At 67.8% G+C, this 26,443-nt stretch carries 30 protein-coding genes; 8 read left to right on the top strand and 22 right to left on the bottom strand.

Features of this window, described 5'->3' with window-relative positions:
* Window positions 1-15 precede the first annotated feature (15 nt).
* Window positions 16-789, top strand: a complete 774-nt coding sequence (gene map, locus QNN99_RS02085; protein ID WP_229964755.1) for a type I methionyl aminopeptidase — start codon at window positions 16-18, stop codon at window positions 787-789.
* 50 nt (window positions 790-839) lie between these two features.
* Here the strand turns inward: map and QNN99_RS02080 are convergent, their stop codons facing one another.
* The 7 genes from QNN99_RS02080 to QNN99_RS02050 form a co-directional block, all read right to left on the bottom strand.
* Window positions 840-1,271: a helix-turn-helix domain-containing protein gene (locus QNN99_RS02080; RefSeq protein ID WP_229964754.1), complete on the bottom strand. Its 432-nt coding sequence runs from the start codon at window positions 1,269-1,271 to the stop codon at window positions 840-842.
* Between the two features lie 3 nt (window positions 1,272-1,274).
* Window positions 1,275-2,483 carry an alpha/beta hydrolase family protein gene (locus QNN99_RS02075; RefSeq protein WP_229964753.1) on the bottom strand — a complete coding sequence of 403 codons (1,209 nt, stop codon included), beginning with the start codon at window positions 2,481-2,483 and terminating at the stop codon, window positions 1,275-1,277.
* The gene (locus QNN99_RS02070; RefSeq protein ID WP_229964752.1) at window positions 2,483-3,484 is read right to left on the bottom strand and encodes a hypothetical protein; all 1,002 of its coding nucleotides are present in this window, start codon (window positions 3,482-3,484) and stop codon (window positions 2,483-2,485) included. Before QNN99_RS02070 ends, QNN99_RS02075 begins: the two co-directional genes overlap by 1 nt.
* Window positions 3,481-3,951, bottom strand: a complete 471-nt coding sequence (locus tag QNN99_RS02065; protein ID WP_229964751.1) for a hypothetical protein — start codon at window positions 3,949-3,951, stop codon at window positions 3,481-3,483. The genes QNN99_RS02070 and QNN99_RS02065 overlap by 4 nt, the downstream gene beginning before the upstream one ends.
* A gap of 272 nt (window positions 3,952-4,223) precedes the next feature.
* A complete protein-coding gene (locus tag QNN99_RS02060; RefSeq protein ID WP_229964750.1) occupies window positions 4,224-5,624 on the bottom strand; it encodes an MBL fold metallo-hydrolase in 1,401 nt (466 codons plus the stop codon).
* Between the two features lie 12 nt (window positions 5,625-5,636).
* A complete protein-coding gene (locus tag QNN99_RS02055) occupies window positions 5,637-6,551 on the bottom strand; it encodes a sulfite exporter TauE/SafE family protein (RefSeq protein WP_229964749.1) in 915 nt (304 codons plus the stop codon).
* Window positions 6,548-7,150 (bottom strand): rhodanese-like domain-containing protein, encoded by a 603-nt coding sequence (locus tag QNN99_RS02050; protein ID WP_229964748.1) that lies wholly within the window; start codon window positions 7,148-7,150, stop codon window positions 6,548-6,550. Before QNN99_RS02050 ends, QNN99_RS02055 begins: the two co-directional genes overlap by 4 nt.
* A gap of 126 nt (window positions 7,151-7,276) precedes the next feature.
* Here QNN99_RS02050 and QNN99_RS02045 point away from each other — a divergent pair, with 126 nt between their 5' ends.
* Together QNN99_RS02045 and QNN99_RS02040 are read left to right on the top strand one after the other, a co-directional pair.
* A complete protein-coding gene (locus QNN99_RS02045; RefSeq protein WP_229964747.1) occupies window positions 7,277-7,534 on the top strand; it encodes a metal-sensitive transcriptional regulator in 258 nt (85 codons plus the stop codon).
* Between the two features lie 363 nt (window positions 7,535-7,897).
* Window positions 7,898-8,266 (top strand): hypothetical protein, encoded by a 369-nt coding sequence (locus QNN99_RS02040; protein WP_229964746.1) that lies wholly within the window; start codon window positions 7,898-7,900, stop codon window positions 8,264-8,266.
* Window positions 8,267-8,275: 9 nt separating this feature from the next.
* On the opposite strand, the gene QNN99_RS02035 is transcribed toward QNN99_RS02040, so the two are convergent.
* From QNN99_RS02035 to QNN99_RS02015, 5 genes are all read right to left on the bottom strand, one after another.
* Window positions 8,276-9,190 carry an LLM class flavin-dependent oxidoreductase gene (locus QNN99_RS02035; RefSeq protein ID WP_229964745.1) on the bottom strand — a complete coding sequence of 305 codons (915 nt, stop codon included), beginning with the start codon at window positions 9,188-9,190 and terminating at the stop codon, window positions 8,276-8,278.
* Window positions 9,191-9,253: 63 nt separating this feature from the next.
* Window positions 9,254-9,970, bottom strand: coding sequence for a class I SAM-dependent methyltransferase (locus QNN99_RS02030; protein WP_229964744.1), 717 nt, complete (start codon window positions 9,968-9,970; stop codon window positions 9,254-9,256).
* Window positions 9,971-9,973: 3 nt separating this feature from the next.
* Window positions 9,974-10,111, bottom strand: a complete 138-nt coding sequence (locus QNN99_RS02025) for a hypothetical protein (protein ID WP_229964743.1) — start codon at window positions 10,109-10,111, stop codon at window positions 9,974-9,976.
* Window positions 10,112-10,120: 9 nt separating this feature from the next.
* Window positions 10,121-10,621 (bottom strand): GNAT family N-acetyltransferase, encoded by a 501-nt coding sequence (locus QNN99_RS02020; protein WP_229964742.1) that lies wholly within the window; start codon window positions 10,619-10,621, stop codon window positions 10,121-10,123.
* Between the two features lie 73 nt (window positions 10,622-10,694).
* Complete coding sequence (locus tag QNN99_RS02015; protein WP_229964741.1) at window positions 10,695-12,797, bottom strand: PhoX family protein; 2,103 nt, start codon at window positions 12,795-12,797, stop codon at window positions 10,695-10,697.
* Between the two features lie 337 nt (window positions 12,798-13,134).
* Here QNN99_RS02015 and QNN99_RS02010 point away from each other — a divergent pair, with 337 nt between their 5' ends.
* Window positions 13,135-13,851 (top strand): NADPH-dependent F420 reductase, encoded by a 717-nt coding sequence (locus QNN99_RS02010; RefSeq protein ID WP_229964740.1) that lies wholly within the window; start codon window positions 13,135-13,137, stop codon window positions 13,849-13,851.
* Between the two features lie 22 nt (window positions 13,852-13,873).
* On the opposite strand, the gene QNN99_RS02005 is transcribed toward QNN99_RS02010, so the two are convergent.
* The 3 genes from QNN99_RS02005 to QNN99_RS01995 form a co-directional block, all read right to left on the bottom strand.
* Window positions 13,874-14,140, bottom strand: coding sequence for a hypothetical protein (locus QNN99_RS02005; RefSeq protein ID WP_229964739.1), 267 nt, complete (start codon window positions 14,138-14,140; stop codon window positions 13,874-13,876).
* 103 nt (window positions 14,141-14,243) lie between these two features.
* Window positions 14,244-14,579, bottom strand: a complete 336-nt coding sequence (locus QNN99_RS02000) for a hypothetical protein (protein WP_229964738.1) — start codon at window positions 14,577-14,579, stop codon at window positions 14,244-14,246.
* A 198-nt stretch (window positions 14,580-14,777) separates the two neighbouring features.
* The gene (locus QNN99_RS01995; protein ID WP_442860470.1) at window positions 14,778-15,827 is read right to left on the bottom strand and encodes an o-succinylbenzoate synthase; all 1,050 of its coding nucleotides are present in this window, start codon (window positions 15,825-15,827) and stop codon (window positions 14,778-14,780) included.
* Window positions 15,828-15,931: 104 nt separating this feature from the next.
* Here QNN99_RS01995 and QNN99_RS01990 point away from each other — a divergent pair, with 104 nt between their 5' ends.
* Window positions 15,932-16,843: a phosphatase PAP2 family protein gene (locus QNN99_RS01990; protein WP_229964737.1), complete on the top strand. Its 912-nt coding sequence runs from the start codon at window positions 15,932-15,934 to the stop codon at window positions 16,841-16,843.
* On the opposite strand, the gene QNN99_RS01985 is transcribed toward QNN99_RS01990, so the two are convergent.
* The 6 genes from QNN99_RS01985 to QNN99_RS01960 all read right to left on the bottom strand — a co-directional run bounded on the left by QNN99_RS01985 (window position 16,815) and on the right by QNN99_RS01960 (window position 21,965).
* On the bottom strand, window positions 16,815-18,092 hold the full coding sequence (locus QNN99_RS01985) for an MFS transporter (RefSeq protein ID WP_229964736.1): 1,278 nt from the start codon (window positions 18,090-18,092) through the stop codon (window positions 16,815-16,817). The two genes, QNN99_RS01990 and QNN99_RS01985, sit on opposite strands and share 29 nt — an antisense overlap.
* Window positions 18,093-18,149: 57 nt before the next feature.
* A complete protein-coding gene (locus QNN99_RS01980) occupies window positions 18,150-18,998 on the bottom strand; it encodes an MBL fold metallo-hydrolase (protein ID WP_229964735.1) in 849 nt (282 codons plus the stop codon).
* Window positions 18,999-19,181: 183 nt separating this feature from the next.
* Entirely contained in the window at window positions 19,182-19,436 is a 255-nt protein-coding gene (locus tag QNN99_RS01975; protein WP_229964734.1) for a DUF6480 family protein, read from the bottom strand.
* Between the two features lie 160 nt (window positions 19,437-19,596).
* On the bottom strand, window positions 19,597-20,298 hold the full coding sequence (locus QNN99_RS01970; protein ID WP_229964733.1) for a copper resistance CopC family protein: 702 nt from the start codon (window positions 20,296-20,298) through the stop codon (window positions 19,597-19,599).
* 70 nt (window positions 20,299-20,368) lie between these two features.
* Window positions 20,369-21,016 (bottom strand): hypothetical protein, encoded by a 648-nt coding sequence (locus QNN99_RS01965; RefSeq protein WP_229964732.1) that lies wholly within the window; start codon window positions 21,014-21,016, stop codon window positions 20,369-20,371.
* A gap of 181 nt (window positions 21,017-21,197) precedes the next feature.
* A complete protein-coding gene (locus QNN99_RS01960) occupies window positions 21,198-21,965 on the bottom strand; it encodes an enoyl-CoA hydratase/isomerase family protein (RefSeq protein WP_229964731.1) in 768 nt (255 codons plus the stop codon).
* Between the two features lie 246 nt (window positions 21,966-22,211).
* On the opposite strand from QNN99_RS01960, the gene QNN99_RS01955 reads away from it, so the two are divergent.
* Window positions 22,212-22,589 (top strand): PadR family transcriptional regulator, encoded by a 378-nt coding sequence (locus QNN99_RS01955; protein ID WP_229964730.1) that lies wholly within the window; start codon window positions 22,212-22,214, stop codon window positions 22,587-22,589.
* The gene (locus QNN99_RS01950) at window positions 22,576-23,298 is read left to right on the top strand and encodes a hypothetical protein (RefSeq protein WP_229964729.1); all 723 of its coding nucleotides are present in this window, start codon (window positions 22,576-22,578) and stop codon (window positions 23,296-23,298) included. Before QNN99_RS01955 ends, QNN99_RS01950 begins: the two co-directional genes overlap by 14 nt.
* Window positions 23,299-23,320: 22 nt before the next feature.
* Here QNN99_RS01950 and QNN99_RS01945 read toward each other — a convergent pair whose 3' ends face one another.
* Window positions 23,321-24,175 carry a patatin-like phospholipase family protein gene (locus tag QNN99_RS01945; protein ID WP_229964728.1) on the bottom strand — a complete coding sequence of 285 codons (855 nt, stop codon included), beginning with the start codon at window positions 24,173-24,175 and terminating at the stop codon, window positions 23,321-23,323.
* A gap of 92 nt (window positions 24,176-24,267) precedes the next feature.
* Here QNN99_RS01945 and QNN99_RS01940 point away from each other — a divergent pair, with 92 nt between their 5' ends.
* Window positions 24,268-26,439 (top strand): S9 family peptidase, encoded by a 2,172-nt coding sequence (locus tag QNN99_RS01940; protein ID WP_229964727.1) that lies wholly within the window; start codon window positions 24,268-24,270, stop codon window positions 26,437-26,439.
* The last annotated feature ends 4 nt before the right edge of the window (window positions 26,440-26,443 follow it).

Below are 26,443 nucleotides of genomic sequence, written 5' to 3'. Positions count from 1 at the left end.
AAAGAAAGGCGCCGCATGATCGAGATCATGAGCCCCACCGAAATAGACCGGGCGAGGGTGACGGGCACCTTGGTTGCCGACATTCTGCAGACGGTGAAGAGCCGCAGCACCGTCGGTACAAACCTTCTGGACATCGATCGGTGGGTCAAGGACATGATCCTCGAGGCGGGAGCGCAGTCCTGCTACGTCGACTACGCGCCGTCCTTCGGACGCGGTCCGTTCGGCCACTACATCTGCACTGCCGTAAACGATGCCGTCCTCCACGGACTGCCGCATAATTATCCGCTGGCCGACGGCGACCTGCTGACCCTCGACCTGGCCGTCGCCAAAGGCGGAGTTGCCGCAGATTCCGCGATCAGCTTCATCGTTGGAGACTCGAAACCTTCGAAGAGCGTCGCGATGATCAAGTCCACCGAACACGCATTGGCCGCGGGGATCGCCGCTGCCCGGCCCGGCGCCCGGATCGGCGACATCTCGGCTGCCATCGGCTCGGTCCTCACCGAGGCGGGATATCCGGTCAACACCGAATTCGGCGGCCACGGCATCGGCTCAACGATGCATCAGGACCCGCACGTCCCCAATACCGGACGGCCCGGCCGCGGCTACAAGCTGCGCCCCGGGCTGCTGCTCGCACTGGAACCGTGGGTCATGGCGGACACCGACGAGCTCATCACCGACGCGGACGGCTGGACGCTCCGAAGCGCCACCGGCTGCCGGACCGCCCACAGCGAGCACACGATCGCCATCACCGACGACGGTGCTGAGATCCTCACCCTGCCGAGCGCCTAGGACCGAGCAATACCTGCCACCCTCATGAAGGATTCACCGTCGTCCGCTGCTTAGTACTTCTGTGAATCGTCCAAGAGGGCGGCGATGGCATCCAGCGTTTCGTTGTCCACATCGGCCAGCGTCCGGGTGGCGAATTCCTTGACCTTCGCCCGGCGCATGGATGCCAGCAGTTCCAGCTCGTGCTGGATCCGCTCCGGCACTTCGCCGTCGGAGTTGAGCAGGTAATCCGGATTCACCTGGAAGAACTCAGCCAGGGCGATCACCACTTCCGGCGGCTGCCGGACCGTCGCGTCTCCGGTCTTCATATGATGCCAGCGGGTGCGTGAAAGCTTTACGCCCTTTTCGGCCAGGGCCGACTGAATGTCCTGAAACTCGTAGGGCTTTCCCTCGGTCGTCACCACCACGTCCAGCAGCAGATCGATCTTGCGGGCGAGGATCTGGGATTCTTTCAGGTTGCGCTGGGCAGCGCTTTCAGCGGCCATGGACTATTTCGCCTCCGAAATGTGATCGATAAAGTCTTCACTTGCGTTCAGGCCAAGGGGACGGCACCAGGTGCGAACAGACTGGTTCCACAACTGCGGAGCGGCATTCCACTCCAAGGTGTGATGGGCACCTTCAAACTCAACCAACTGAACAGGGCGATTCTGCCTGGACACAAATCTTCGGGAGAGCTCGACCGGCACGGAATTGTCATCAGTGCCATGAAAAATCATAGTAGGGATATCTGGATGATTTTGCATGGATGTGCCGGGCATCTCTTTCCACCGGATCACGGGGTCGCCTTTGCGGCGGACCAGGTTGACGGTGTGCGGCAGCCATTTGGCGAGGACCTTGGGAACGCCGTTGCGGTGCAGCTGGGCGGAAAGGATCGCCGGCCAATCCAGTGCCGGCGCCACCAGGACGACTCCGGCTGTGCTGCCGTCCCGCGCGTGCGAAACGGTGCGGAGCACGATGGAGGCTCCCAATGACCACCCGACAAACAGAATCCGACGCGCGCCGCGGGCCAGTGCGTAGCGCCTCGCCGCTTCGATGTCCCTCCACTCGCTGACGCCGAGATGGCTGCGGCCCGGTTCCGGTGAGACATCCAGCGACGTTCGGTAGGACGGCAGCAGCGATGTGCAGCCCAACCCGGCGAAGGCTTCCACCCCGCGCAGGCACTGGCTCCGCGAGCTCCCCAGCCCGTGAACGTGAATGACCCACACCCCGGCGGTTCCGGCGTCTCCAGTGCCGGCGTTTCCGCTGTCCCCGGCGTCTCGCGGGCCGTCGGTCGGTTCGGGCGCGGGGATCACCCAGGCCGGCAGCTCCTGGATGGTCACGTCCTCGTAGCGAAAACCGAAATCGGCCGGGGTCTCACCCAGATGGCCGCTGAGCTGGCCCTCTCCCTCAGCGATGACGCGGGCGGCGTCGCCCCGCTCGACGGTCCGCCGCAGCGGGTCCCCCGCAGTGGCCGGGCTCAGAACCAACAGCTCGCCTCCGGTCGCCGCGCGCATGCTCAACCGCCCCGGATGGGAGGCGAAGCCCTCAGGATCGAACTCCAGATAGTCCCGCCCCGCGGACCGTCCGTGCCCGCGAATCGGCACCAGTCTTTTACTCCGGCCGGCATCAGTTGCCTTGGCACGGAGCGCCAGACCGGCCAACGCCGGCAGGGCAGCGACGACGACGCCGACGCCGAGTGCCGGGCCGACCCTGGCCATCAGAGCGCCTTTCTCTGCCGCAGGCACAGAGCTTCCGCCTGCTTCAGCGCGGCCAGCGCAGCCGGGGAAAGCCCCGCAGCGGAGTCTCCGTTGACGTTGATCCAGTCGTGGATTTCGATCACCAGACGATGAAGGCTGTCGGTGGCCTCCCGCGTGTTTTGAGGACCGGCATTGAGGGTCGGGGCGGTGGTTCCCACCAGGCTGACCGCGGGGGTTTTGGCGACCGTGGCCAGCCAGAGCGCCGTGACCTGCGGCTCCACGGCCCCGATTTGCCGCCGGATCCTGGCGTCACTCAGGATCCGTCCCAGCGGCGGAACCGCCAGGCCGGCGGACAACAGCACGACGGTCAGCGGATACAGCACGTCATAGACGGCACCGACGCCCCGCATGATGCCTTCCTGCCCCGCCACGTGCGTCACGTCCATGACAATGACGGACAGGCAAAGAAGCAGACAGACGCCGCATCCCCAGCCAATCATTCGGAAGCCCACCCGGAAGCGCTTCCGCCGCATCTGCGGCACATTCCGAACGCAGGTAACGAGCGTTGCCGACATGACGGCGAAAATGTAGAGGTACTGGATCGCCGAGTAGAGGCCGGCGGCAGGCTGGTCCCCGTAGTCCAGCATGAACTTGGTCGAGGGCTCGGGATTGTCGATGAACGCAAAGCTCACGATCATCACGGTGATTGTGACCAGGGCGGCCCCCGAGGCCCGCAGCCCTCCCCTGTTCCAGTCGGCATCGCGGGTCCTGGCCCCGGCGATGATAGCCCGCGACAAATAGTAGACACCCACGATCAGCAGGACATTGGAAGCCAGGTCCAGGGCATTCGGCCAGGGCCACCGCTCCGCTGCCCACAGATAGACGCCGTCGATGTTGGTCGTCAACGAGGCCGCGATAACCACAGCGGCCTTGAGCATCGTGTTGTCGGGGCGGGAACGGGCGCGCAGCGAAAGCGTCAGCACCAGCAGCCACATGAAGGCCGCGACGAGAAGGTTCATCATTCGAAGTACGCCTCATACCTAAAAATCTCGGAATCGGATTCCCGGAGTGCCGCCGCCAGGAGATCGGCCAGATGTTCCGCGGCAGCCTCCAGCTCGGAGCGGAAATCACCCCGTGCCAGGGCCTTGGCCACCACCTCGCCCGACAACTCCTGAAAGACCCTGATCCCCTGCCAGGTGGCATCGGCGGATTCGTCATGGCGCAGAATCATGTGTGAAAGTTCGTGGAGGATCAGCTGCTGGCGGTGCAGAATTCCATTGGTGACGGCGTGATAAACCACGTCAACGTGTTCCCTCGGAATCCACAGGCCGCAGATTTTCTTCCCGGTCAGCTTTTCACTCTCGATAATCACGATTCGGCGCCGGCGGATCTTCTCCACGTGCCCCACCAAAGACTCGAGAGTTATGCGCGCGGGCAATCGAAGACGCTTGAACGCCGCACTCGCTGTTTCGCGTACCTGCTCATCCACGGCAATCCCCAATTTGTCCGGCTTCCCACTCCAGTGTAGTTTGGAACATGTTCCGATCATGTAGCGCAGGAACGCCGGCCCGCGCTGAACATTGCGAAAGTTGGGGGACTTTCGAGTTTTCGCAGCTGTGTTCAGCACGGGCCGGACCTATTTTCCCGGCGGGGCACCGGACGCATGGTCAGCCTTGCTGGGCCGCGATCAGGACTCCCCGCCCCGGAGACGAACACCGGCGGAGCCGTCATAAGAGGAATGCAGACGAAGCAGCGGAAGCGTTAGCTGGCCGCAGCGTCCTCCATTTCGGCAGCCCAGGCGGCGTAGCTGCCGTCCAGCTCGACGACGTCGTACCCGGCACGGCGCAGCGCACTGGCGGCCACAGAATTGCGGAGTCCGCTCTGGCAGTAGGTCACGATGGTTCCGGCTTCCGGCAGCTCATCCAAATGCCACATGACCCGGCCGCCGCTGAGCTGGCGGGAGCCCGGAATGTGCCCGGCGGAGTGCTCGGTGCGGTTGCGGACATCCAGCACCAGCGCGGCATTGAACCCGGCGAGCTCGGCGGGCCGGATCAGCGGCGGGGTGAAGGCGGGCAGGCCCTCGATGCCGGTGACGTAGCCGGCCACCTTGTCGATGCCGACGCGGACCAAATGATCGGCCATCTCCTGCGCGGCGGCCCGGTCCGCGGCGAGCAGCACCAAGGGATTGGAATCCGTTTCCGGATTCACCACCCAGGCGCCGAAGCTGGCCACCGACTTGCCGGCGGGGATGTTCAGGGCGCCGGCCACAGTGCCGTCGTGGACCTGGGCGTGGGACCGGGTGTCCACGAAGGTGAGCGTTCCGGCGGCCAGCCCGGTGACGACGTCGGCCGTCGCCAGTTCGCGCAGCGGCGCGCGGTCGCCCAGAATTGCCGGGCCCTGGCGGTTTTCGCGCTTCATCCGGCCGAAGTAGGCGTGTGCGTCGGGCTGGCCGTCGAGCAGTTCGTCAATAAAGCCCTGCTCGTCATTGGCCGCCAGATACGGACCCCACCAGGCGAAGCGGCGCTCGTACCCGACAGTGGTGGACGGGATGGCGCCGAGGGCCTTGCCGCAGGCGCTGCCGGCACCGTGCCCGGGGTGCACCTGGACGTAGTCGGGCAGGGACAGGAACTTGTCGCGCAGGCTGGCGAACAGCTGCTTCGCGCCTTCAAAGCGGGTGTCGACGCCGCCGGCTGCCTCGTCGAGCAGATCCGGGCGGCCCAGATCGCCGGAGAAGACAAAGTCGCCGGAAAGCAGGTAGCCGGCCTCGTTGCTGAACGCCCCGTCGGTGACCAGGAAGGAGAGGTGCTCCGGGGTGTGCCCGGGAGTGTGCAGGGCTTGAACGCGAATGTTGCCCAGTGTGATGGTGTCGCCGTCGTGCAGGCGTTGGCCGTCGAAGTCGTACTGCCAGTCCGGGCCGCCCTCTCCGGAGACATAGATGGCGGCGCCCGTGGCCGCAGCCAGTTCGCGGGTGCCGGAAAGGAAATCGGCGTGGATATGAGTCTCGGTGACGGCAGTGATTTTCATGCCGTTGGCGGCGGCCAGCGCCTGGTAGCCGGCGATGTCGCGGCGGGCGTCGACGACGATGGCCTCGCCCTTGCGCTGGCAGCCGATCAGGTAGCTGGCCTGCGCCAGATCTTCGTCATAAATGCGTTCAATAAGCATGGGGGTCTCCCTTTAAGGATGGAAAAGTTTGCGACGCAGCGGACATGCCGGGACGCACAGCCAGCAAACCGCTGCTGCGACGGCCACCAGTGCGGCCACTGCGGCTGCAAGGATCCAGCGGAAATCCGCCGGCGCCTGCTGCAGGAGCACGAAGGCGCCCATGGCCAGGACAAACCAGCCGAACGCCTTGCGCAGTGCCGCCTCGGGGATCCGGCCGGAGAGTTTGGCGCCGATGAGGGAGCCGACAATGGCCGCTGCCGTCACGGCCAGGATCAGTGGCCAGTCGAGCTGGACCGTGGTGAGATAGCCGGCGAGGCCGGCGAAGGACTTCATGCTGATGACCACCAGCGAGGTGCCGACAGCCACTGACATCGGCAGTCCGCCGAGCAGGGCCAGGGCGGGAACCACGAGGAATCCGCCGCCGGCTCCGACCAGGCCGGTGATCAGGCCGACGACCGCGCCGTCCAGCAGCACGCGCCCCAGCGGCAGTTCGGCGCGCCGGCCGGCGCCGCCGCCCGGGGTGGTGCCGCCGTCGTCGTCGCCGCCGCGGGCGGCGGGTTTCTTCTTCCGGCCGCGGAGCATGGCCACCGAGGTGGCAACCATCATCAGCGCGAAGGCGATCATCAGGATCTCGCCGGGAATCCGGCCGCCCAGCAGCCCGCCGACGAAGGCGCCGACCATGCCGGCGGCGCCGAACAGCAGCCCGGTGCGCCACATCACCCGGCCGCTGCGGGCATGGCTGACCACGCTGACCGCCGATGTCACGCCGACGACGAACAGTGAGGCGGCGATCGCCTCCTTGGCGTCGAATCCGGCCACGTAGACCAGGATCGGCACGGTCAGGATCGACCCGCCGCCGCCGAGTACACCCAGTGACAACCCGATCAGGACCGACAGGGCGAGCACCAGGATCAGCGTGGAGGTCATGACTGGGGCAGCTGCGCGACGGCTTCCGCGCGGGTCGGCTCGGCGGCGGCCTTGTTCCACGGCATGACCGAGAGGGCTTTGCCCATGGCGCAGGTGTTGGTGGCGGCCGAGAAGGTCAGGCCGGTGCCGATGCCGCCGGCGAGCAGCCGGAGCTTGGGCGTGACGAACCGGCCGCCGAGCACGCCCACGAGCACGAGGGAGCCGGCAGCGAGCCGGACCTGGCGTTCCATGTCCCAGCGTGCCTTGCCGCGGACGACGTCGCCGCCGGCTGCCGCGAATCCGGGCACTCCCCCGGCAAGGACGGTGGCGGTGCTGATGCCTGCGGCGGCCAGGCGCTGCCGGGCCTGCTCGGCGCGGACGCCGGACTGGCAGGCCAACACGATGCGGCCGCTGAGTCGTGCGGCGAAGTCCGCCGTGTCCTCCGAGAGCAGCGGCAGCGGCACGTTGTAGGAGCCTGCAATGTGCAGGGATTCAAACTCGGCGGCTGAGCGGACATCGAGGACGACGACGTCGCCGGGCTCCTGCTGCCAGTCGCGCAGGGTCTGCGGATCGATCGGAGAAACGGCCGGTGCGGAAGCTGAGGGGAAAGCGGAAGTCATGGGAGTCCTCTCGGGACAAGGCGTTGGGTGGATACCCCACCGAGTATGTCGGATACCCCCGGGGGTAGTCAAAACACCGGGTGGGGTATAGCCTTGGGAGCAAGAACCCTACGTTTGGAGACGTCCGTGCAACTCGATCCCACCGAACTCACCCCGGTGATCAACCGGCTCAAGCGCGCGCAGGGCCAGCTGACCGCTGTCACCCGGATGCTGGAGGAGGGCAAGGACTGCAAGGACATCGTCACGCAGTTGGCCGCCGTCTCGAAGGCGCTCGACCGGGCCGGTTTCGCCATCATCGCCACGGGCCTGGAGCAGTGCCTCACCCAGAAGGACGGCAGCATGGACAAAAAGGACCTGGAGAAGCTCTTCCTCTCGCTCGCCTGAGCGGGAAGGCTTCCGCTGGCGGTGCCGCGACGGCAGGTCGGTCGGCACGGATGCACGGGTTTCGGCGAGGCCTTGTTTCCGGAGGTGACACAGGGCGAGCCTTAAACGGGTACCGGCTTATCCTCTGACGAAGGAATCGTCATGAAACCCACCGCAAAATTGACTGCCGCCGCAGCCGCTGTCTGTATCAGCCTGGCGGCCTGTACCACCAACCCCAATGGGACAGCCGAAGCACCTGATTCAACGGCTTCATCGGCGCCGGGCCCAACCTCAACCGATGCGCCCAGCCCCGCCCCTAGTACTGCGCCACCTCCAAGCACCCCACCGGCTCCCACCTCCGAACGCTCCAAGTCGGCTCTGGAGATGACGCCGGAAGAGGCCATGTACGCGGTCCTCAACGGGAAAATTTCCATGGATGAGTACTGCGACCGGGACACATTCTTCACCTCCGGGGACACGCAGATGTGTTACTTCTACAAGAATCCCCAAACCTACATGCCGCCGGACTATCCCGACGTGCCGATGGATTACGGCAACGCCTGGCAGGAAAGTCCCACCAGATTCCGCTTCGCCACCCATGCCGAGGCCTACAACGCGTGGCAGCAGGGAATGCCCTATTACGAGGCTTTTTGCCTCAACTACGTGCCCGTGACACCCGGCGGGGTTTCCCAGTGCGAAGGCATCCAGGCAGGAACGGTTGATTCCTACACGGGAGAGTACGTCGGCCCCTGACTGGACTGCTCACTTTCCGACTCGGAGCCCGCCCCGCGCAGCGGCGACCAGCTCCCGAACCTCCGGCGCCACCTCCTGCCCGAAGCGGTCCAGGTCCTCGGCGCTGTCGGTGGCGAGAAGAAAGCCGGAAATGCCGTGCTCCAGGGCGATCTGCGCCAGCTCCCGCGCCCACTGGCCCGGCGGTCCCCGCAGCAGTCCGCCGCCGGCAGCGGAGAAGCTGCCGCTGAAGTTCAGCAGCCGGCGCACGACGGCGGGATCGCGGCCCGCTGCGGTGGCGGCGTCGTCGATCCGGGCGTTTAGCGCTGCCAGATCGGCCGGCCCGCCGGGCAGATATCCCAGCGTGGGCACCCACCCGTCAGCCGTTTCCCCGGTGAGCCGGAGCATGCGCGGCTTGTAGGCACCGAGCCAGATGCCGACGTCGTGCGCCGGAGCCGGACCGCGCTTGGCGCCGTTGACGTGATGCACACGCCCGTCCACCCGCAGCGGACTGCGGTCCGACGCCTCCCAGACGCCGCGGATGATCCGGATCGCCTCCGCCAACCCGGTGACCGCTTCGCCCGGTTCCAGCCGCTGCCCGCCGACCGCCTCGATCGCGTCCCAGAACGCTCCGGCGCCGAGTCCGAGCTCGAACCGGCCGCCGCTGAGCAGATCCAGGCTGGCCGCACTGCGGGCCACGAGCACCGGCTGGCGGAGCGGCAGGTTCAGCACGTTGGTGGCCAGCATGATCCGCTCGGTGCGGGCCGCGGCATAGGAGAGCAGGGTCCAGGTGTCCAGGAACCGCGGCTGGTACGGGTGGTCCTGGAAGCTGGCCAGGTCCAGTCCCGCAGCCTCGGCCGCTACGGTCAGCTCCACGGCCCGGTGCGGCGGCGCGGCGGCCGGGGTGAGGAAGGCGCCGAAGAGCAGTGTGCGGCCGTAGTCGGGCATGGGGCGCTCCTCGGGCTCGGCGGGTCACGGTGAGGGTGCCCAGTGTAGACCGGCGGGGTGCGGCTAGACCGGGTGGGTCAGGAAGATCCATTCCGGCGACTTCGGGTTTACCGGGCTGTGGTCCCAATCGCCCCAAGTGCGGTCCACCGTCAGCCCTGCCGAGTCCAGCCCCCTCAGAATGTCTTTCCGGGAGGGGAACCTCAGGGTTTCCGTTGTGGTCCAGGTGCGGGCGCCCTGGGCCCAGCAATCGACGTGGGTTATCAGGTCGCCGTCGCGGTGGACTTCCGTGCGGACCGTCCCCCGGGCGGTGCGGCGGCTGCCCGCCGTCTGCCAGTTCCGCCAGGCTTCCGCCGCGGGATTGCGCACTTCAAAAGCCAGGCGGCCGCCGGGCCGCAGGGCCCGCGCGGCCTGGGCCGCCCCTGTTGCCCACGCCCCGTCGTCCAGGAAGTACTGGGCAACGTGCCCCGTCATCAGGACAAGGTCCGCCCAATCTGCCGGCAGCTTTTCGGCCGTTCCGTGCAGCCACGAAACGGAGGCGCCATGTCCCTGGCGTTCCGCCACGGAGAGCATGGTGCGTTCCGGCTCGACGCCGATTACCTCGTGCCCCTCGCCGGCCAGCAGGCTGCACAGCAGACCCGTTCCGGCCCCGATGTCGGCAATCCGTGCTGCGCCCAGCCCGGCGGCCAGGTCCAGGTAGAAGTCCAGGTCGCGGCGGCCCTCGCTGTCGGTGTCGTAGGCGGCCGCGAGTTCGGGAGTGGCGTAGTAGTTGCCGGGGGTCATGGCTTATCCCCGGACCAGGTTCTCGACCGGCGACTCCGGGCGGCCCAGCCTGGCGCCGGCGACGGCGACCCGTTCACGAAGCGGCGGATCGTGCACCAGCGTGCCGCTCCAGTCGAAGATCACTGCGTCAAAGGTGGGCATGGGAGAAACCTATCCGAAGCTGATTCCCAGCACCTTCCGCAGGCCGTCGGCGCGGAGCGCGTCTTCCACGTCCCGGAGGCCGATTTTTTCGGCAACGCGCCGGGAGGCGGCGCTATCGGGATGAATGATGGCAACCAGCTCTTGGACCCGCAGCTCGTCTCGGGCATGGTCCCGGCACGCCGCAGCCGCTTCCGTGGCGTAGCCCCGCCCCTGAACGTCGACGCGCATATGGTAGCCAACCTCCAGTTCCGTCCGGCCGTTGACATCCTGCCAGGTCAGGCCGCAGTCACCCAGGAAGGTTCCGTCGAGGCTCTCCACGATCCACAGGCCGTGGCCGTGGTCCGTGTAGTTCTTCTCGTTCCAGGCGATCCATCCCAGGGCTTCGTCCCGGGTCTTGGGCGCCGGGTAGTAGGTCATGACGGCGGGATCGCCAAGGAGCGCTGCCATGTTCCCGAGGTCCGCTGCGGTCATTTCACGGAACCGGAGCCGGGCCGTAGGAGGAGGAATCATCTCCACACCCTATGCGCCGGAGGGACGAAGGCACACCGCCCCTCCGGCGTTCCGGGTTTGTCCGGCGCCGGGCCTAACCGCGGCCCTTTCCGCCGCGCCCCTTTCCGCCGCGTCCCTTGTGACCCGGCCGGCCCGGATTGGTGTCCTGGCTGAAGACCTGCACCACCGCCGGGCGCGGAGCCCGGACTTCGCCGCGGGCCGGCGCCCCGCCGTCGGGCACGTAATCCGGAAAGTAGGAGGTGTGCGCGCCGTAGCTGCCGTCCTCCCCGGGGTGCTGCACGGCCACGAACACCATGGATTCCTCATCGTGGATCACCGGCCCGCAGGTTTCGCCGTCGCGCGGGACCGACAGGAACTGTTCCACCTTCCCGCGTTCCCGCCCCGCAAGCCCGACCTTGAACAGTCCGTCGTTGTAGCCGATGCCCGACGGCGCCCCGTCGGTGGAGATCCAGAGGTTGCCGGCGGAATCGAAGGCCAGGTTGTCCGGGCAGGAAATGGGGCTGACCTTGTCCCGGGGATAGCCGCTGAAATAGGTGGCGCCGCCCTGGGCCGGATCCCCGCAGAGCATCAGCAGGTTCCAGCGGAAGTCGGTGGCCGTTGCGTCGTCGCGGGCCTCCATGATTTCCACGATGTGTCCGTCGCGGTTTTCCCGCCGTGGGTTGGCCTCGTCGGCGGGCGCCGTCGCGTCCACACCGCGGTTGGAGTTGTTGGTGCAGGCCACATAGACGCGGCCGGTGGCGGGATTGGGCTCCACGTCTTCACAGCGGTCCATCTTGGTGGCACCGGCCTTGTCAGCGGCCAGCCGGGTGTAGACGAGCACTTCCTCCACGCTCATGCCGGCAACCGTCGACTTGCCGCGCACCACAAGGGGCAGCCAGGTGCCTCGCCCGTCGAATCCGCCGTCGGACGGAACGGCTCCCGTGCCGTCGATTTCGGCCGCCGGCGAGTTGCCGGCGAACCGGGCAACATACAGGTCGCCTTCGCTCAGCAGCGTCATGTTGTGGCGCTTGTCGTTCTTCCGGTACTTGTTCTTGGAGACGAACTTGTAGAGGTAGTCGAAGCGCTCGTCGTCGCCGGAGTATGCCACGGCCTTGCCGTTGCGGGCGATGATGACGTTGGCGCCCTCGTGCTTGAACCGGCCCAGGCTGGTGTGCTTGCGCGGCACCGACGCCGGGTCCTCCGGGTCCAGTTCCACGATGTAGCCGAACCGGTTGGGCTCGTTCCGGGTTTCCGGGCTGCGGGCGTCAAACCGCGGGTCTTCCTTTTCCCAGCCCATCGCCGTGGGCTGGCTGCCCAGCCCGTACCGCTTGTCCTCCGCGCTGCTGCCCTCGGTGCGGAAGAAGCCGTTAAAGTTTTCCTCGCCGGAGAGCACCGTGCCCCACGGGGTGCTGCCGCCGGCGCAGTTGCCCAGCGTGCCGGACACGTACCGGCCCTGCGGATCGGCTGCGGTTTTCAGCAGGTCGGAGCCGGCCGCCGGTCCGGTGAGTTCGAAGACGGTGTCCAGGGTGATGCGGCGGTTCAGCCGGGCGCCGCGGACGTAGGACCAGGGCGTGCCACGCGAGCCGCGTTCCAGTTCCACCACTGACATGCCGACGGCGCTGCGGAAGATGTTGCGCCGCTCCGCTTCCTCCGCGGCCGAGGCCGGAGCCGCCGGAAACATGATTTCCGGGTTCACGTACTCGTGGTTGCAGACGAGCAGGCCCTTTTTGCCGTTCGGCTGGCGCAGGATTTCCAGATAGTCATTGTTGTAGCCGAACTGGCGGGCCTGCGCGGCGGCGTTCTGCGCGCCGAAACTGAACTCCGGCGAATCCGCAAACAGCGGATCACCCCAGCGGAGCAGCGGTTCCCAGTCATAGCCCGCGGGGACGTCGAAGCTGTCCACCGCGGCGTCCACCGGAGCGATGGGCGTAAAACCCAGGCGTGCGGTCTTGGCTCCGCGGCCCGACGACGGCGCTGCCGCTGCCGCCGTCGGCGTCGGACCGCTCAGGGCCAGCACGGCCGCGCCCAGCACCCCGGCCGCACCGGCGCCCAAAGCGGTGCGCCGGGAGAACTCCGCCGACACGATGTCCCGGAAGTAGCTGTTGGCGGAGGTGTTGCACACGGCTTTGCTGCAGGCGTTGTCGCATTTCAGGGCGCAGGTGACCGCGCTGCGCTTGCCGCGGGTGTGTCCCAGCATCGGCAGCAGCCTTTTCCGCGGGGCGGGGCTGGCCGGTGCGGGGTTTGGGGCGGGGTGTTGTGCGGCATTCGGCGCGGCAGCGGGTTCGGGGTTCAACAGGTTCGACAAGGGTTCGGGCCTTCCTCCGGCGGTTGTGTCGCTGCCCACGCTCGCAGTGCCAGGCGACGTACAGAAGGATGATTGTTGAACGCCGGATGAACATGTCAGGCAGAGGCCCGTTCCGGCAACGCTCCCCCGCCGGGAATTCTGCAGGGGAACGGGAGGTTTGACCCAAGGGAGCCGCGCGCCGGCACGGCGCACCGCCCGGACCATTGAACATTTGTTGAAGGGAACAGAAATGCCAACGCTTGGAATCATCGGAAGCGGAAACATTGGATCGGCAATTGCCCGGCTCGCCGTTGCAGCGGGGATGAACGTGGTCATCGCGAACTCGCGCGGCGTCGACTCGCTGCAGGGGCTCGTTGCCGAACTCGGACCGCTGGCGAAGGCCGGCACTGTCGAAGAGGCAGCCAGCCTTGGTGATGCGGTGGTGCTTTCGATTCCGCTGGCCGCCGTCGAGGATCTGCCGGCCGGACTGCTGCAGGGTAAGATTGTCCTGGATACCAGCAACTATTACCCCTCCCGCGACGGCCGCATCGCGGAGCTCGACAACGGAAGCAAGACGACGAGCGAACTGGTGCAGGAACTGCTCGGCGGCGCACGCTACGTCAAGGCGTTCGGCAATATCCTCGCGCACCACATTCCCCTCCTGGCCCGCCCCAGCGGTGCTCCGGATCGCACCACCCTGCCCATCGCCTCCGACGATGCCCGCCTGAAGGCCGAAGCCGCCGCGCTCATTGACCTGCTGGGCTTTGACACGCTGGACGCCGGAACGCTTGCCGACTCCTGGAAGTTTGAGCCTGAGTCCGCAGGCTACACACGCATCTATCTCGCGGATCAGAGCACCCCCGACCAGGAGCTGATGTCCTCCGTTCCCGCTCCGACACCGGCCGACCGGGTCAAGGCTGCCCTGGATTCCGCGACCCGGGTGAACGTCGCCGAGCGGGCCTTCTGAGCAGTCCTGCCGCTTGAGCTTGTCAGCGGCTCGGATCGGTAGCGCGGATGCCGTCAGCGATCGTTGCGCCGGGATGGCTGGAACGGTATTCCCGAACTTGCCGCGGATCGATTCCTGCGGCTGAGGCGGCTTCGGATCCCACCCGTCCCAAGACGCTGGGCGCGCCGGCCCACAGCACCAGCGCCAGCGCCGTCATTCCCAGACCCAGCAGAAGATTGTCCGCAACGATCCAAGCGGCCAGGCCACCGGCGGCAAGGAACAAAAGCGCCAAGGAAAGTGCATATTTCACGATTTGCCTCCCTGTGTGGAAATCCCCATCGTTGCGCCGCGGTACTTTTGTGTCAAAACGAAAGGGGCGAAACGCTGCCCGGCCGCCGCGCGTCCAACTCGTGCTAACGACCCGCGTTGGAGGTCCGGTATAGGCGGCGCAGGTACCGCGTGTGGACGAAGTCGCGCTTCACCCATTCCCAGTATGAAAGTCCGGGTTCCAGGCCAAGTTGCTGCCACAGCCTGCCTCCGCAAAGGACCGATCCCCCAAAGACGGCGACCAGAAAGAGAAGGGCTTCGATCAGGGAAATCTCCCAGAGAATCAGAAGGGCCGCATAGCTCCAGGCTGTCAGGACGGCAGAGCCCAGCCAGGGAATCCATTTCATGTCCGGGATGCGCGCCGGGCTGCTCGCAACGCCCAGGCTCAGCCCGATAAGAACGATGACACTTAGCTGCAACACCTGCATGGTTCTGCGCCCCCGTGATCGGCCGTGGACCTGCTCTCGTAGGTGCGAGGCTACCAAACGCGCTACCTGACGAGCCGAAATCCTCCCTTCTGGGAAAAATCGACCGTTTTGGGATTCTGCTGCCACTGCGCAGTGGCAGCAGAATCCCAAAACGGCAGCAGAATCCCAAAGTGGCAGGGAAACCGCGGCGAACTACTGCTGCGCGGCGCCGGGAAGGCCAGAAGCCCCCGGAACCGCCGGCAGCTGCGCGTACACCCGCGCCAGCCGGTCCAGCCACCATCGGGTCACGTCTTCATCGGCGGCATAGCGCTCCAGCAGCTCCCCGGACACCGGCACATCGCGCACCGCCAGCGCTCCGCCGTCGGGCAGCAGCGATTCCTCCGTCACGTCGCCGGTCATCAGCGACAGCGTGCCCAGCCCGCAGGCGTACGGCAGCTCGGGCAGCGACGCGGCCAGCGCCACGCCGGCACGGATCCCCACCGAGGTATCCAGCGCCGAGCTGACAACGGCGGGCAGGCCGGCCGCGGCCACGATGGCCAGGGCCCGGCGCACTCCGCCCAGCGGCGCCACCTTGACCACGATCAAATCCGCGGCGTCCTCGCGCGCCACCCGCAGCGGGTCGGTTTCCTTGCGCACGCTCTCATCGGCGGCAATCAGGACCGGAATGCCGCGGCGGGCGAGTTCTTCCCGGACCGCGCGCAGCCCGGCGATGTCCGGCACCGGCTGCTCGGCGTATTCCAGCCCCGCCTCGGCCAGGGCTTCCAGGGCGGCGACGGCGGTGGGCACGTCCCAGCCGCCGTTGGCATCCACGCGGATCCCGGCGTCGGGCAGCAACCGGCGGACCTCAGCCACCCGGGCCAGGTCCTCGGCGACGGTCTGGCCGCGCTCGGCCACTTTCACCTTCACGGCTGACACCGCGCCGAAGCGGGAAAGGATGCCTTCGACCTGGGCCACGCCGACGGCGGGCACGGTGCCGTTGACCGGCACCGTGGTGCGGACGGGCTCGGGGTACCCCTCCCCCGCCGCCTCCAGGGCGGCGGCAAGCCAGGGCGCGGCCTCGGCGTCGTCGTACTCGGGGAACGGGGAGAACTCGCCCCAGCCGGCCGGGCCGGGCAGCAGCAGGGCCTCGCGGTGCAGGATGCCGCGGAACTTCACCCGCATGGGCACCGAGACGACGCGGGCCTCGGAGAGCAGGACGGAGAGATCCGGACGGAACCCGGTCACCGGGGGAATATCAGGGATAGCCACCCAGCCAGCCTAGTCCCGGCCAGTGCACGCCGCCGCATAAGGCCGGTCGCGGCGGTCGTTCAGCCAAGTGCCAAGATCCAATGGCAGACTAGTAGGCGATGAATACCCGCAATCTCCTGAACAGCCGTGCTCCGATCCAGCGCCGCCCTGCCCACAACGCTGCTGTGTTCCTGTTCGGTGCCCTGCTGTGCGCGGCCGCTGTCGCGGTGACCTACTGGGCGTTTGTCCGCACCACCACCGGCCAGCTCGCGGATGAATCAGCCTGGCGCGAAGCCGAGCTGGTGATGCCCGGCAGCCGGGTTCCGGTCCTGGAATTCCTCGACAGCCTGCCGCTGCTGTCGGTGTTCATTGCCGGCGCGGTCGTGCTGGTGACCACGGTGCGCCGACGGCGGCTGGCCCCTGCGGTGGTCGCGCTGAGCACGTTCGCTGCGGCCAACATCAGCAGCCAACTGCTCAAACGGTTCTTTTTCGACCGCCCGGACCGCGGCGTCATCACCCTGGACTTCAATTCGCTGCCCTCGGGCCACACCACCCTGGCGGCCTCCGCTGCCGCTGTGGTGTTCCTGCTCGCATCTCCGCGCTGGCGTCCGGCGGTGGCGGCATTCGGCGGCAGCTACGCGGTGCTCGCCGGAGCGGCGACGTTCATCAACCTGTGGCACCGCCCGGCCGACGTCGTCGCCTCCTTCCTGGTGGTGGGCACCTGGACGCTGATCGGCGGGCTGGTGCTGCTGCGGACCACGCCTGACTGGAACTACTGGCCCGCCGGAGGGAAGGGCCGGGGCAGCGTTCCGGTGTTCGCCGCGCTCTGCTCGATTCCGGGGCTGCTCGCGCTGCTGGTTGCCGTCGGCTCCTACCTGTATGCCACCAGCGGAGCAACGGTGCTGGGCAGCAGCGAGTCCATGCTGCTGTACTTCTGGTCCGGGTTGAGCCTGATCATCGGGGTGGGGTACGTGCTCAGCGCACTGGCCTGCTGGCTGTTCTCTATGCAGGCGGGAGATCGGACCCGCTGACCGGCCCGGCGGGTTTACCCTCGGGCCCGCTGACCGGCCCGTAGCCCGGCCGCCCCTTGGGCACCCACCGCCACAGCGCCGCCGCACCCAGCACGCCCAGCACCGCTGTGGCACCGATGCCGGCCGAGAGGGAGACCAGGGCGGTCACCGCGGAGAGCAGCGCCGGCCCGGCCATGGTGCCGCTGTCGGCGAGCAGCCGCCAGATGCCCAGGAACTGCGGGCGCCCCGGCGACGGGGAGAAGTCAGCGCCCAGCGTCATCACGATGCCGGACCCGATTCCGTTGCCGAAGCCCAGGATCAGGGACACCAGCAGCAAACCCGTGCCGTCGCTCGTCAGCGGCATCAGCGCCAGTCCGGCCGCCATGGTCAGCATGCAGGGCACAGCCACCCAGCGCCGGCCCTTCAGGTCCATGACCTTGCCCGCCGGATAGAAGATCAGCATGTCGATCGCGCCGGACAGCCCGTAGATGAGAGCGGTCTGCGTGGGATCCAGGCCAATGTGCTGGGCCCAGAGCGGAATCACTGCCTGCCGCGAGGCCCGCACCGCTGCGATCAGCAGGATGCCGAGACCCAGGGTCCGGAACACCCGGCCATGGCTGGCAAGGACGGAGCGAACCGTCGGCGCCTGCGGCGCCGGCACCGCAGGGTTCCCGCCGGCGGTGTGCCGCATCCTGTCTGCCGGGACGCGGAGTTCGGGGACCTGCAGGCTGATGATGGCCGCCAGCAGTGCCGCCGCGGCGCCCACCCAGTAGGCGCCGGGCGTTCCGGCGATGTGGATGGCGCCGGCGGCGGCGAAGGGCCCGGCGAAAACGCCGATCCGGTTCACCCCGCCCAGCGTGGACAGCGCCCGGGCCCGGTAGTGGATCGGAACGGCCTCGGTCAGATAGCTCTGCCGCGCCAGGCCGAACACCGACCCGGCCATGCCCACCATGAACACGGCCAGGGCAAAGAGCCAGAGCACCGGGGCCAGGGCTGCGGTGGCCATGGCAGCGGCGCACCACAGCGCCGCGATGACCAGCGCCCACTTCTCCCCGAACCGGGTGGTGAGCACCGTGGCCGGAACGTTGGTCAGCAGGGATCCGATGCCGGTCAGCGTAATCACCAGTGCGGCCAGCGCCACAGTGGCGCCCAGGTCCCGCGCGGTCAGCGCGATGACCGGCAGAATGGCACCGGTGGCCAGGCCATACAGCAGGGTGGGCCCGAATGCCGGGACGGCTATGGTCTTGAGGCTGAAGGAATCGGCAGGCACCGATTCAGCGTATCGCCCTTACTCTTTGAGGAATTTCCGGCTGGTTGCAGTTTCCGATCACTTGAGCCATTTCCAGCGGGCCAGGGTCCGCAACCGCATCAGCAGGGATCGGGACTGTTCCGGGCCGTACGGCAGGATGGGGATGGCCTTGGTCATGTCGGTGGAGGCCTGCTCCATGGCGCTGCGGGTGACGGTGACGGCGGCACGCATCTTGTTCATCTGCGTCGTCACAAAGTCCACGGTCACCGGAGCGCCGTGGCCGGGCACGAACAGGCTGTACAGATCGTCGAGGGCAGCCATTTTGCCCAGCGTGCGGATCCATTCCTTGGGAAAGGAATCTTCAAAGGACGGGTCGGCGCCCTCTTCCACCAGGTCTCCGGTGAACAGGACGTCTCCGGCGCCCACCAGCAGGTCATGGTCTGTGTGGCCGCGGCCCAGATGGAACAGCGTGACGGATATGCCGCCAAGGTCCAGGTCCACCGGAGCGCCGTCCACCAGCCGGTTGGGCGCCAGGATGGCGGTGTGGGCACCGCTGCCGGCGGCCATCTCCGGTTCCAGGGCGGCGACGGCGGAGCGCTGGGAGTCACCGTGCTCGCTGATGGCGGCGGCGCAGCTGCTGGTGGCCCAAATGTCCTCGACGCCGCTGGCCGCAAGGATGGCGTTGCCGAAGCAGTGATCGAAGTGAGCGTGTGTGTTCACAACCGTCAACGGAAGATCGGTGTGTTCCCGGACGGCCTCCAGAATGGCCGCTCCCTGCCGCGGGCCGGCGCCGGTGTCGATGATCAGGGCGCGCTCGTCGCCGATGACCAGGCCGGTGTTCATGCCGAACCCGGGGTTGGTGCGCACGAGTACCCGCGGAGCCACCTCCCGCCACGTTGCGGTTTTCTGCCCGGTTGCGTCGGTCATTGGTTCGTCCTTTGGGTCCGTGAGCTGCTGTTTCCTCCAACCTATCGCGGCCACGCCGGCGGAGCATGCCGGAACGCAATGTTGCGGAACCGGCCGGTCAAAGGTCGGCGAACACAAAAAAGCGGCGCCCCGCACCGGAATGATTCCGGGCGCGGGGCGCCGCCGTCGTCGTGCCGGGGACTGTCAGTCTTCGTCGTGCCCCTGGTCCATGCTCATCTGGTCTTCCGCGGGAGGAGTCTCCCCCGGAGGAACGCCGCCGCCGGGCTCGAGGCCGGTGATGTTGCCGGCCGCGGGATCAGGATTGGCATGCTCGCCCTTTTCGGTGCTGGACGCGGCGTTGCCGGAGCCTTCCCGGGCGTTGTCCTGCAGGTTTTTCCCGGCGTCCTTGGGCTTGTCGGGATTGGCCGGGTCATTGTTCGGATCATAGCTGTCCGCCATGTCTGCCTCCATCTATCCGTGCCGACCGCCGCCAACGGAACCTGGCGGCGAATCATCAGCATGCTGATCATCAGCTTCCAACCTAGTCCGGGCCGGCCGGTGAGACAACCCCGGATTTCCCGCCGGCCCCGGGCCCGGCTCCGGGCCCGGCCGCTGGCGGTTACTCGTTCCCGTTCCGCGCCCGCCTGCGGGACACGACTGAGTACACGGCCAGAATGACCAGGCCGGTCACTCCGCCAAGGATTCCGGGAACCAGCCAGGCGGGAAGTCCGCCGTCGTCGGATGCCTCGGTGCTGTCGGCGGTCTCAGCGGTTTCCGCGCCCTCCGAGGCGCCGTCCGAGGCACCGTCGTCCGGTGCTGCGGCGCCGGATTCGGCCCGCAGCGCAGTGGCGGCGGAGCCGGCAACGGCGTCGGCGCCGACGAGGAACTCGTAGCTTCCGGTGATCGGGTGCCCGTCAGAGGAGACGGCACGCCAGCGCACCGAGTATTCTCCGTTGGGCATGTTGGCCGGCAGCGGCTGAACGAGGGTTTCGCGGGTCAGGACGGGGGCGCTTTCCGCCCAGTTCCGACCGTCAGCGTCCAGCACCAGGATCTGGTTGCCCAGATCCATCAGCGGGGAGCTGAAGGCGAGTTCCAGTTCCGCCGGAGCCGCGTCGAGGCGCTCTCCTGCGGCGGGTACCGTGCCGACCAGCTCGTCATGGGCGTGTGCGGGCGGGGCCGAGGCCAACACCGCGCTGAGTCCGGCAAACAGCAGGGCGGCGAGCACAAGGGCGCGGACCATCACCGGATGCAAAGAGCCGGAGGAGCCGCGGGTTTGCGGGGACAAAGACTGGAACGGGTTGAGCGGGTGGTACGAAGACATGGCTGCTTCCTGCGCCGGCGTGGTGCCGGCGACTGCTGGAGAGGGAAGGCGCGTGCGGATCTGCGCGGGCCTAGAGGGAGGCGGCAGCAGCCGGCGGTCCCCGATGTCGCATCGCCAGCAGAGGGACGCCGAGATTCCCGAGGGGAGCAACCGGAACCAGGGTGGAAAGCTTGGGGATCCGCGGGCCAAGGGGCAGCGGAAGGAGAATCGGGAGGATGGCGGTGATCCGCAGCCGCATGGCTTCCAGAATGCGCCGCAGGGCGGCCTCGCCGTTGCGGATGGCTGCCACGGTAGCGGCTGCGGCGAGCAGGTGGCCGATCCACATCGGCGCCGAGGAATGTCCGGCAGCAGCCATCCCGGCCCCGGCTTGTCCGGCCTCTGCCAACTGCGCCAGGGCGCCTGGATCCGCGTGGGCCGCGTGACCGGACTGGTTCGCGGCAGCGGAAGGAAGGGAGCCGGAGGGGATTCCCGCACCGCCGACGGTGAAGAACAGATGGAAGATCCCCTGGCTGGCCAGAACCGCCCCGGCGGTGCCCGGCAGTGACACCGACCGGCCTGCCAGCGCGCAGGAGACCATCGCGGAGAGCGCCAAGCAGAGCAGCACGATGGAGGGGTGCGGAATGGTGCCGCCGGCCAGGACATGGGAGGTTGCCGCAACGGCGGTGGCCACGAGTGCTGCGGCCCAGCCGCGCATCAGGCGTGCGGCGCGCGTGCTCATGATCCCTCCCGGATATGACTTGGGCCGGGCGGACACAATGTCCTGCTCCGGCTGCAGAACATTCTTCCCGCATTTCTACAGGTTGTCGAATACGGTGACGGCGAGGCGCGAGGCGCGAGGCGCGAGGCGCTGCGCCGTGGCAGTGCGCCGGCATCCACGCCGCCGCACCCTCTCCAAGTGGTCAGCCCTGAAAGAGGGGTTTGCGTTTCTCAATGAAGGCGGAGAAACCCTCGGCATAGTCCCTGGTGCCGCTGAGGACGCCCTGCGCCCGGCTTTCTTCCTCCATGGCCGTCCACAGTCCGATCCGGGAGTCACGGATCTCGGCCACCAGCGCTTTTGAAACCCGCATGGCCCCGATGGACCCGAGGGCCACCCGGGCCACGATCTCGCGGGTCTGCTTCAACAGGGCATCGGCCGGAAAGGTGCGGCTGAACAGACCGGCGGCCACGGCTTCGGCCCCGCTCATCAGGTCGCCGGTGTAGATCAGGTCCAGCGCCCGGTGGGCGCCGAGCCGTTCGGTGAACAGCCAGTGGCCGCCGGAATCCAGGGTGGCGCCCAGATTGGCGAACGGGGATCCGATCTTGGCATTCCCGGCCACGTACACCACGTCGGTGGCGACCAGCAGGCCGAGCCCGGCTCCGAGGCAGGCGCCGTGCGCTGCGGCGAAGGTGGGCGCCGGGAACCCCGCCATTTTCTGCATCAGCGGAGTCAACCGCTCCCCCAGATACGCGTAGGCGTCATCGTTGGCGGGGTCGACGCCGGAAATGTCCCGCCCGGCGCAAAAGACCCGGCCCTCCCCGCGCAGCAGGAGCGCGCGCACTCCGGGAAAGGCAGCGTGGTCGTACGCCTGCGACAGCTGCGTCAGGTCCGCCTCGTTCAGGGCATTCAGTTTGCGGGGTGCGTTCAGGACTATTTCGGCAATGCCATCCTTGACGTTCAGGTCGATCATGGAGTTTCCTCAGCGTCGCAATCCACGGTGGCGTCCCGGCTGGCGGGCCGGCGCAGTTTTCGTCCCTCTCCACTGTGCCGCTGACAACTTTTGCGCGGCAAGTGCCGCAGCACTCCCGGCGCCGGCACGCGGCACATCACCCGCCGCGCCGGCCGGATGGACGCCGTTCGTGGGCGGCCCGCAGGGGCCGGCCGCACAAGTTGCAACTAGGTAGACAGCCGAACTAGTACATGTCAGTATCTAGCCATGCAGAACACTTCCTGGCCCAGCGACTGGATGCGGGCAACGCTCGGCCTGAGCGTCCTGAAGGCGCTCGACGGCGGTGCCACCTACGGCTACGCCATCGCCGCTGAGCTTGAGGAGCAGGGTTTCGGAACCGTCAAGGGCGGCACTCTGTATCCGCTGCTGACCCGGTTCGAAGCCGCCGGCTGGGTCACCACGCAGTGGCGCGCCGGCGACGGCGGTCCGGGCCGCAAGTACTTCTCCCTCACCGCCCCCGGACGCCGGGAACTGGCCGAGCAGCGCGAGCTGTGGGCCCGGTTCGCCGCCACCGTGGACGGCTATCTGAACCAGCCCGGACACCATACCCGGATCCCGGAAGGGGGCACTGATGGAAATCCGTGACAACCGAGACAACGCGACGCCGGTGAAGGCCACGCGCCGCTGGTTCGACGACTTCATGGTGGAGCTGCGGCTTCTGGACGTGCCCGGCGATGCCATCGGCGATGCGGTGGCCTCGGCTCAGGAATTCCTGGCCGACGCCGGCGGCACGCCCGCAGAGGTTTTCGGTGATCCTCGGTCCTACGCCGAGAGCCTGGACCTGCCCCGCCGCCGCATGTCGCGCTCCGCCTGGGCCGCCCTGATGGTTCCCACCTGCCTCGGCCTGCTCGGCTTCTTCGCGGTGGCCGCAGCAGTCAGTTCCGCTGAAGCCAGCGTCCACGTCACCGTGCCCGGATTCCTGATCGTGCTGACCGCACTGCTTCTGCTTGCCTGCGCGCCGCTGTACATGGGGTTCCTGCTCCGCGGTCCGCTCTGGCGGGCGGGTCTGGCCGGCGCTGCCGTTTTCGGCCTGCAGGTCGCGATCTTGCTGCTGGCCGGCGACGTGGTGCTCTTTGTGCTGCCGGCCGCCCCGACGGCACTGGTCGGCGGCGCCGTCCTGCTGGCCACCTCCCTCTGGGGACAGTTCAGCAAGCAGTCAGCGGACGACCCGGTGGTGGAGCCGGTGTCCGGCCGTCCGCGTTCGTCCTTCGGCCATACGCTGCTGGGCGTGCTCGGCAACTGGCTGCTGTTCCTCAACGCTGCCGCCGTGTCAGCCTGGTTCCTGCTGCGCTGAAAATCTCAGCCTGACCGCAGCGTCAGGCCCAGACTTCGCGGATTCGCCCGGCCTCGGCTGCCGCCGCAGCGTAACCGGCACGGGCCGCAGCCGCCCGCCAGGCCGGATCCAGGGAGTGCCGGCCCATGGTTGCGGCTGCGGCGCGGTCCGGGGTGAGCGCCACGCGTCGGGTTCCGGAACCCAGGGCAGCCAGTTCGGCATGGATGCCCCAGCGCCTGCGCACCGCCTGCGCAACGGGCGCCACCGCGACGACAGCGGCGGCGCCGGCGGCCAGATCGGCGTTGGTCGAGGACACCGATCCGCCGTCGATGTACTTCCGTCCGGCGATCGGAATGGCCGGCCACACGGTGGGCACCGCGCAGCTGGCGGAAACGGCGTCCACAAGGCTCACTCCGCTGCTCCGGTTCCACACCCGGCGTTCCCCGCTGACGGCATCAATCGCGGTGATCAGCAACGGCCGCTCCGGCCAGCCCCCGCTGCCGATCCGCTTTTCGATCACCGCCCGGCGCACGTCCGGGTCCACGGTCCGCGACCGCAGCGCCGACCGTCCGATCCGCCGACCGACGGCGGCATCGGATCCGCCCAGCAGCTTCGGACCCACCAGCAGCACAATGCTGCGCAGGTTCAGTACCGCCGGAATTTCGCTGCCGGGCGGCTCCAGCTGCCGGCGGTAGGCATCCTCCAGCGCCACTCCGCTGCGCAGCCGGGCTCCCACCACCGACCCCGCTGAGGTGCCGATCACGACGTCGGCCGCCGTCAGGTCCACGCCGCGCTCCGCGAGCCCCAGCAGCAGGCCAATCTCCCAGCCGATCCCGCTCAGCCCTCCGCCGCCCAGCACCAAAGCCCTGCCGGTGTTGCCCGCTTCCCCTGCTGCCATGGCGTTCTCCCCTGCCGGTCGCGTCGGTAAGCCCCCAGCATAAACAGCGCGGGACCCTTCGTCCCCCGGACAGGGGTCGATATATTCGGGGCATGACTACTTCCTCCCATCCTCCCGTTGCTCCAAAGGTCCCCACCGAACGCGTCCATCACGGCGACACCTTCGTTGACGACTACGAGTGGCTGCGGGAGAAGGAAAACCCCGACGTCGTGGCTCATCTGAAGGCCGAAAACGCCTACATGGAGGAGATCACGGCGCACCAGGAAAAGCTGCGGCAGGAAATCTTCGACGAGATCAAGAACCGCACCGAGGAAACCGACCTCTCGGTGCCCGCCCGCAAAAAGGGCTGGTGGTACTACACCCGCACCGAAGAGGGCAAGCAGTACTCCATCCACTGCCGCACGGCCGCGCAGGACACCGGGAACCTGGACGCGGACTGGACCCCGCCCGTCGTCGAGCCCGGCGTTCCGGTGCCCGGCGAGCAGCTGCTGATCGACGGCAACGCCGAGGCGGAGGGCAAGCCGTTCTTCTCGCTCGGCGGGCTGGCCGTGACCGAGGACGGGAACCTGCTGGCCTACTCCGAGGACAACGCCGGCGACGAGCGCTTCACCCTGCGGATCAAGGATTTGCGCACCGGCGAGCTGCTGCCGGACACGGTGGCCAACGTCTTTTACTCCCTCGCCTTCTCCCCCGACGGCACCCGCGTGTTCTACACCGTCGTCGACGATTCCTGGCGCCCCTACCAGATCAAGGCGCACACGCTGGGCACCCCGGTGGAGGACGACGTCGTCATCTACCAGGAGGACGACGTCGCCATGTGGACCGGCTTCGACCTCTCCGCGGACCGCCGGCAGCTGCTGATCGGCATCAGCAACTCCGAATACTCCGAGTACCGCGTCCTGGACTTCGAGGATCCCGCCGGCGAGGTCCGCACCCTGATCCCGCGCAGCGAGCGCATCCTGTACGAGGCCGAGCCCGTCACCCTGGCCGGCGAGCGCCACTACCTGATCACGCACAACAAGGATGCGCTGAACTCCATGCTCTCGCTGGTGGCCGAAGCTGACTTCGCGCTGCCGCTGGCCGAACAGCACTGGAACACGGTGGTGGCGCACGACGACGCCGTCCGCGTCAACGGCGCGGCCGTCACCAGGACCCACGTCATCGTCTCGGTCCGCAAGGACACCACCGAGCGGGTGCAGGTCCTGCCGCTGGAGGGCCTGGGCACCGAGATGCAGGGCGATCCGGTGGAGCCGGCCTTCGACGAGGAGCTCTACACCGCGAACCTGGCCAACGCCGAGTTTGATTCCCCGATCATCAGACTCAGCTACACCTCCTACCTGACGCCGCCGCGCGTCTACGACTACGTGCTGGCCACGGGCGAGCTGGAGCTGCGCAAGGAAACGCCGGTCAAGGGCGGCTACAACGCCGCCGAGTACGTGGCGGAGCGCGCGTGGGCCACGGCCGACGACGGCACCCGGGTACCGCTGTCAGTGCTGCGCCGCGCGGAACTGAAGCAGGACGGCAGCAATCCGGCCCTGGTCTACGCCTACGGCAGCTACGAGATCAGCATGGATCCGGCCTTCAGCGTCGCCCGGCTGTCGCTGCTGGACCGCGGCGTCCTGTTCGTCGTCGCGCACATCCGCGGCGGCGGCGAGATGGGCCGCACCTGGTACGACCAGGGCAAGAAGCTGCAGAAGAAAAACACCTTCACCGACTTCGTGGCGGCGACCGACTACATTGCGTCCTCGGGCTGGGCGGATCCCTCCCGGATCGCGGCCATGGGCGGTTCGGCCGGCGGCCTGCTGATGGGCGCCGTGGCGAACCTGGCGCCGGAGAAGTACAAGGCCATCGTGGCGCAGGTGCCCTTCGTGGATGCCCTGACCACCATCCTGGATCCGGAGCTGCCGCTGTCGGCGCTGGAGTGGGAGGAGTGGGGCAATCCCATCACCGATCCCGAGGTTTACCGGTACATGAAGGAATACACCCCGTACGAGAACATCCGGGCCGTTGACTATCCGCGCATTGCCGCGGTGACGTCCTTCAACGACACCCGGGTGCTGTACGTGGAGCCGGCCAAGTGGGTCGCCAAGCTGCGCGAGGTGACCACCGGATCCGAGCCGATCGTGATGAAGATCGAAATGGACGGCGGCCACGGCGGCGCGTCCGGACGGTACGAGGCGTGGAAGGACCGGGCCTGGGACTACGCGTTTGTGCTGGACGCCCTCGGCGCCACCGAGCCGATCAGCGCGGACAGCCGGAACTGATAAC

The organism is Arthrobacter sp. zg.Y820 (assembly GCF_030125555.1).
In the GTDB taxonomy this organism is placed as follows: domain Bacteria; phylum Actinomycetota; class Actinomycetes; order Actinomycetales; family Micrococcaceae; genus Arthrobacter_B.
Note: the sequence above shows the minus strand (reverse complement) of the source record. Positions and strands in the feature narration are given on the sequence as shown.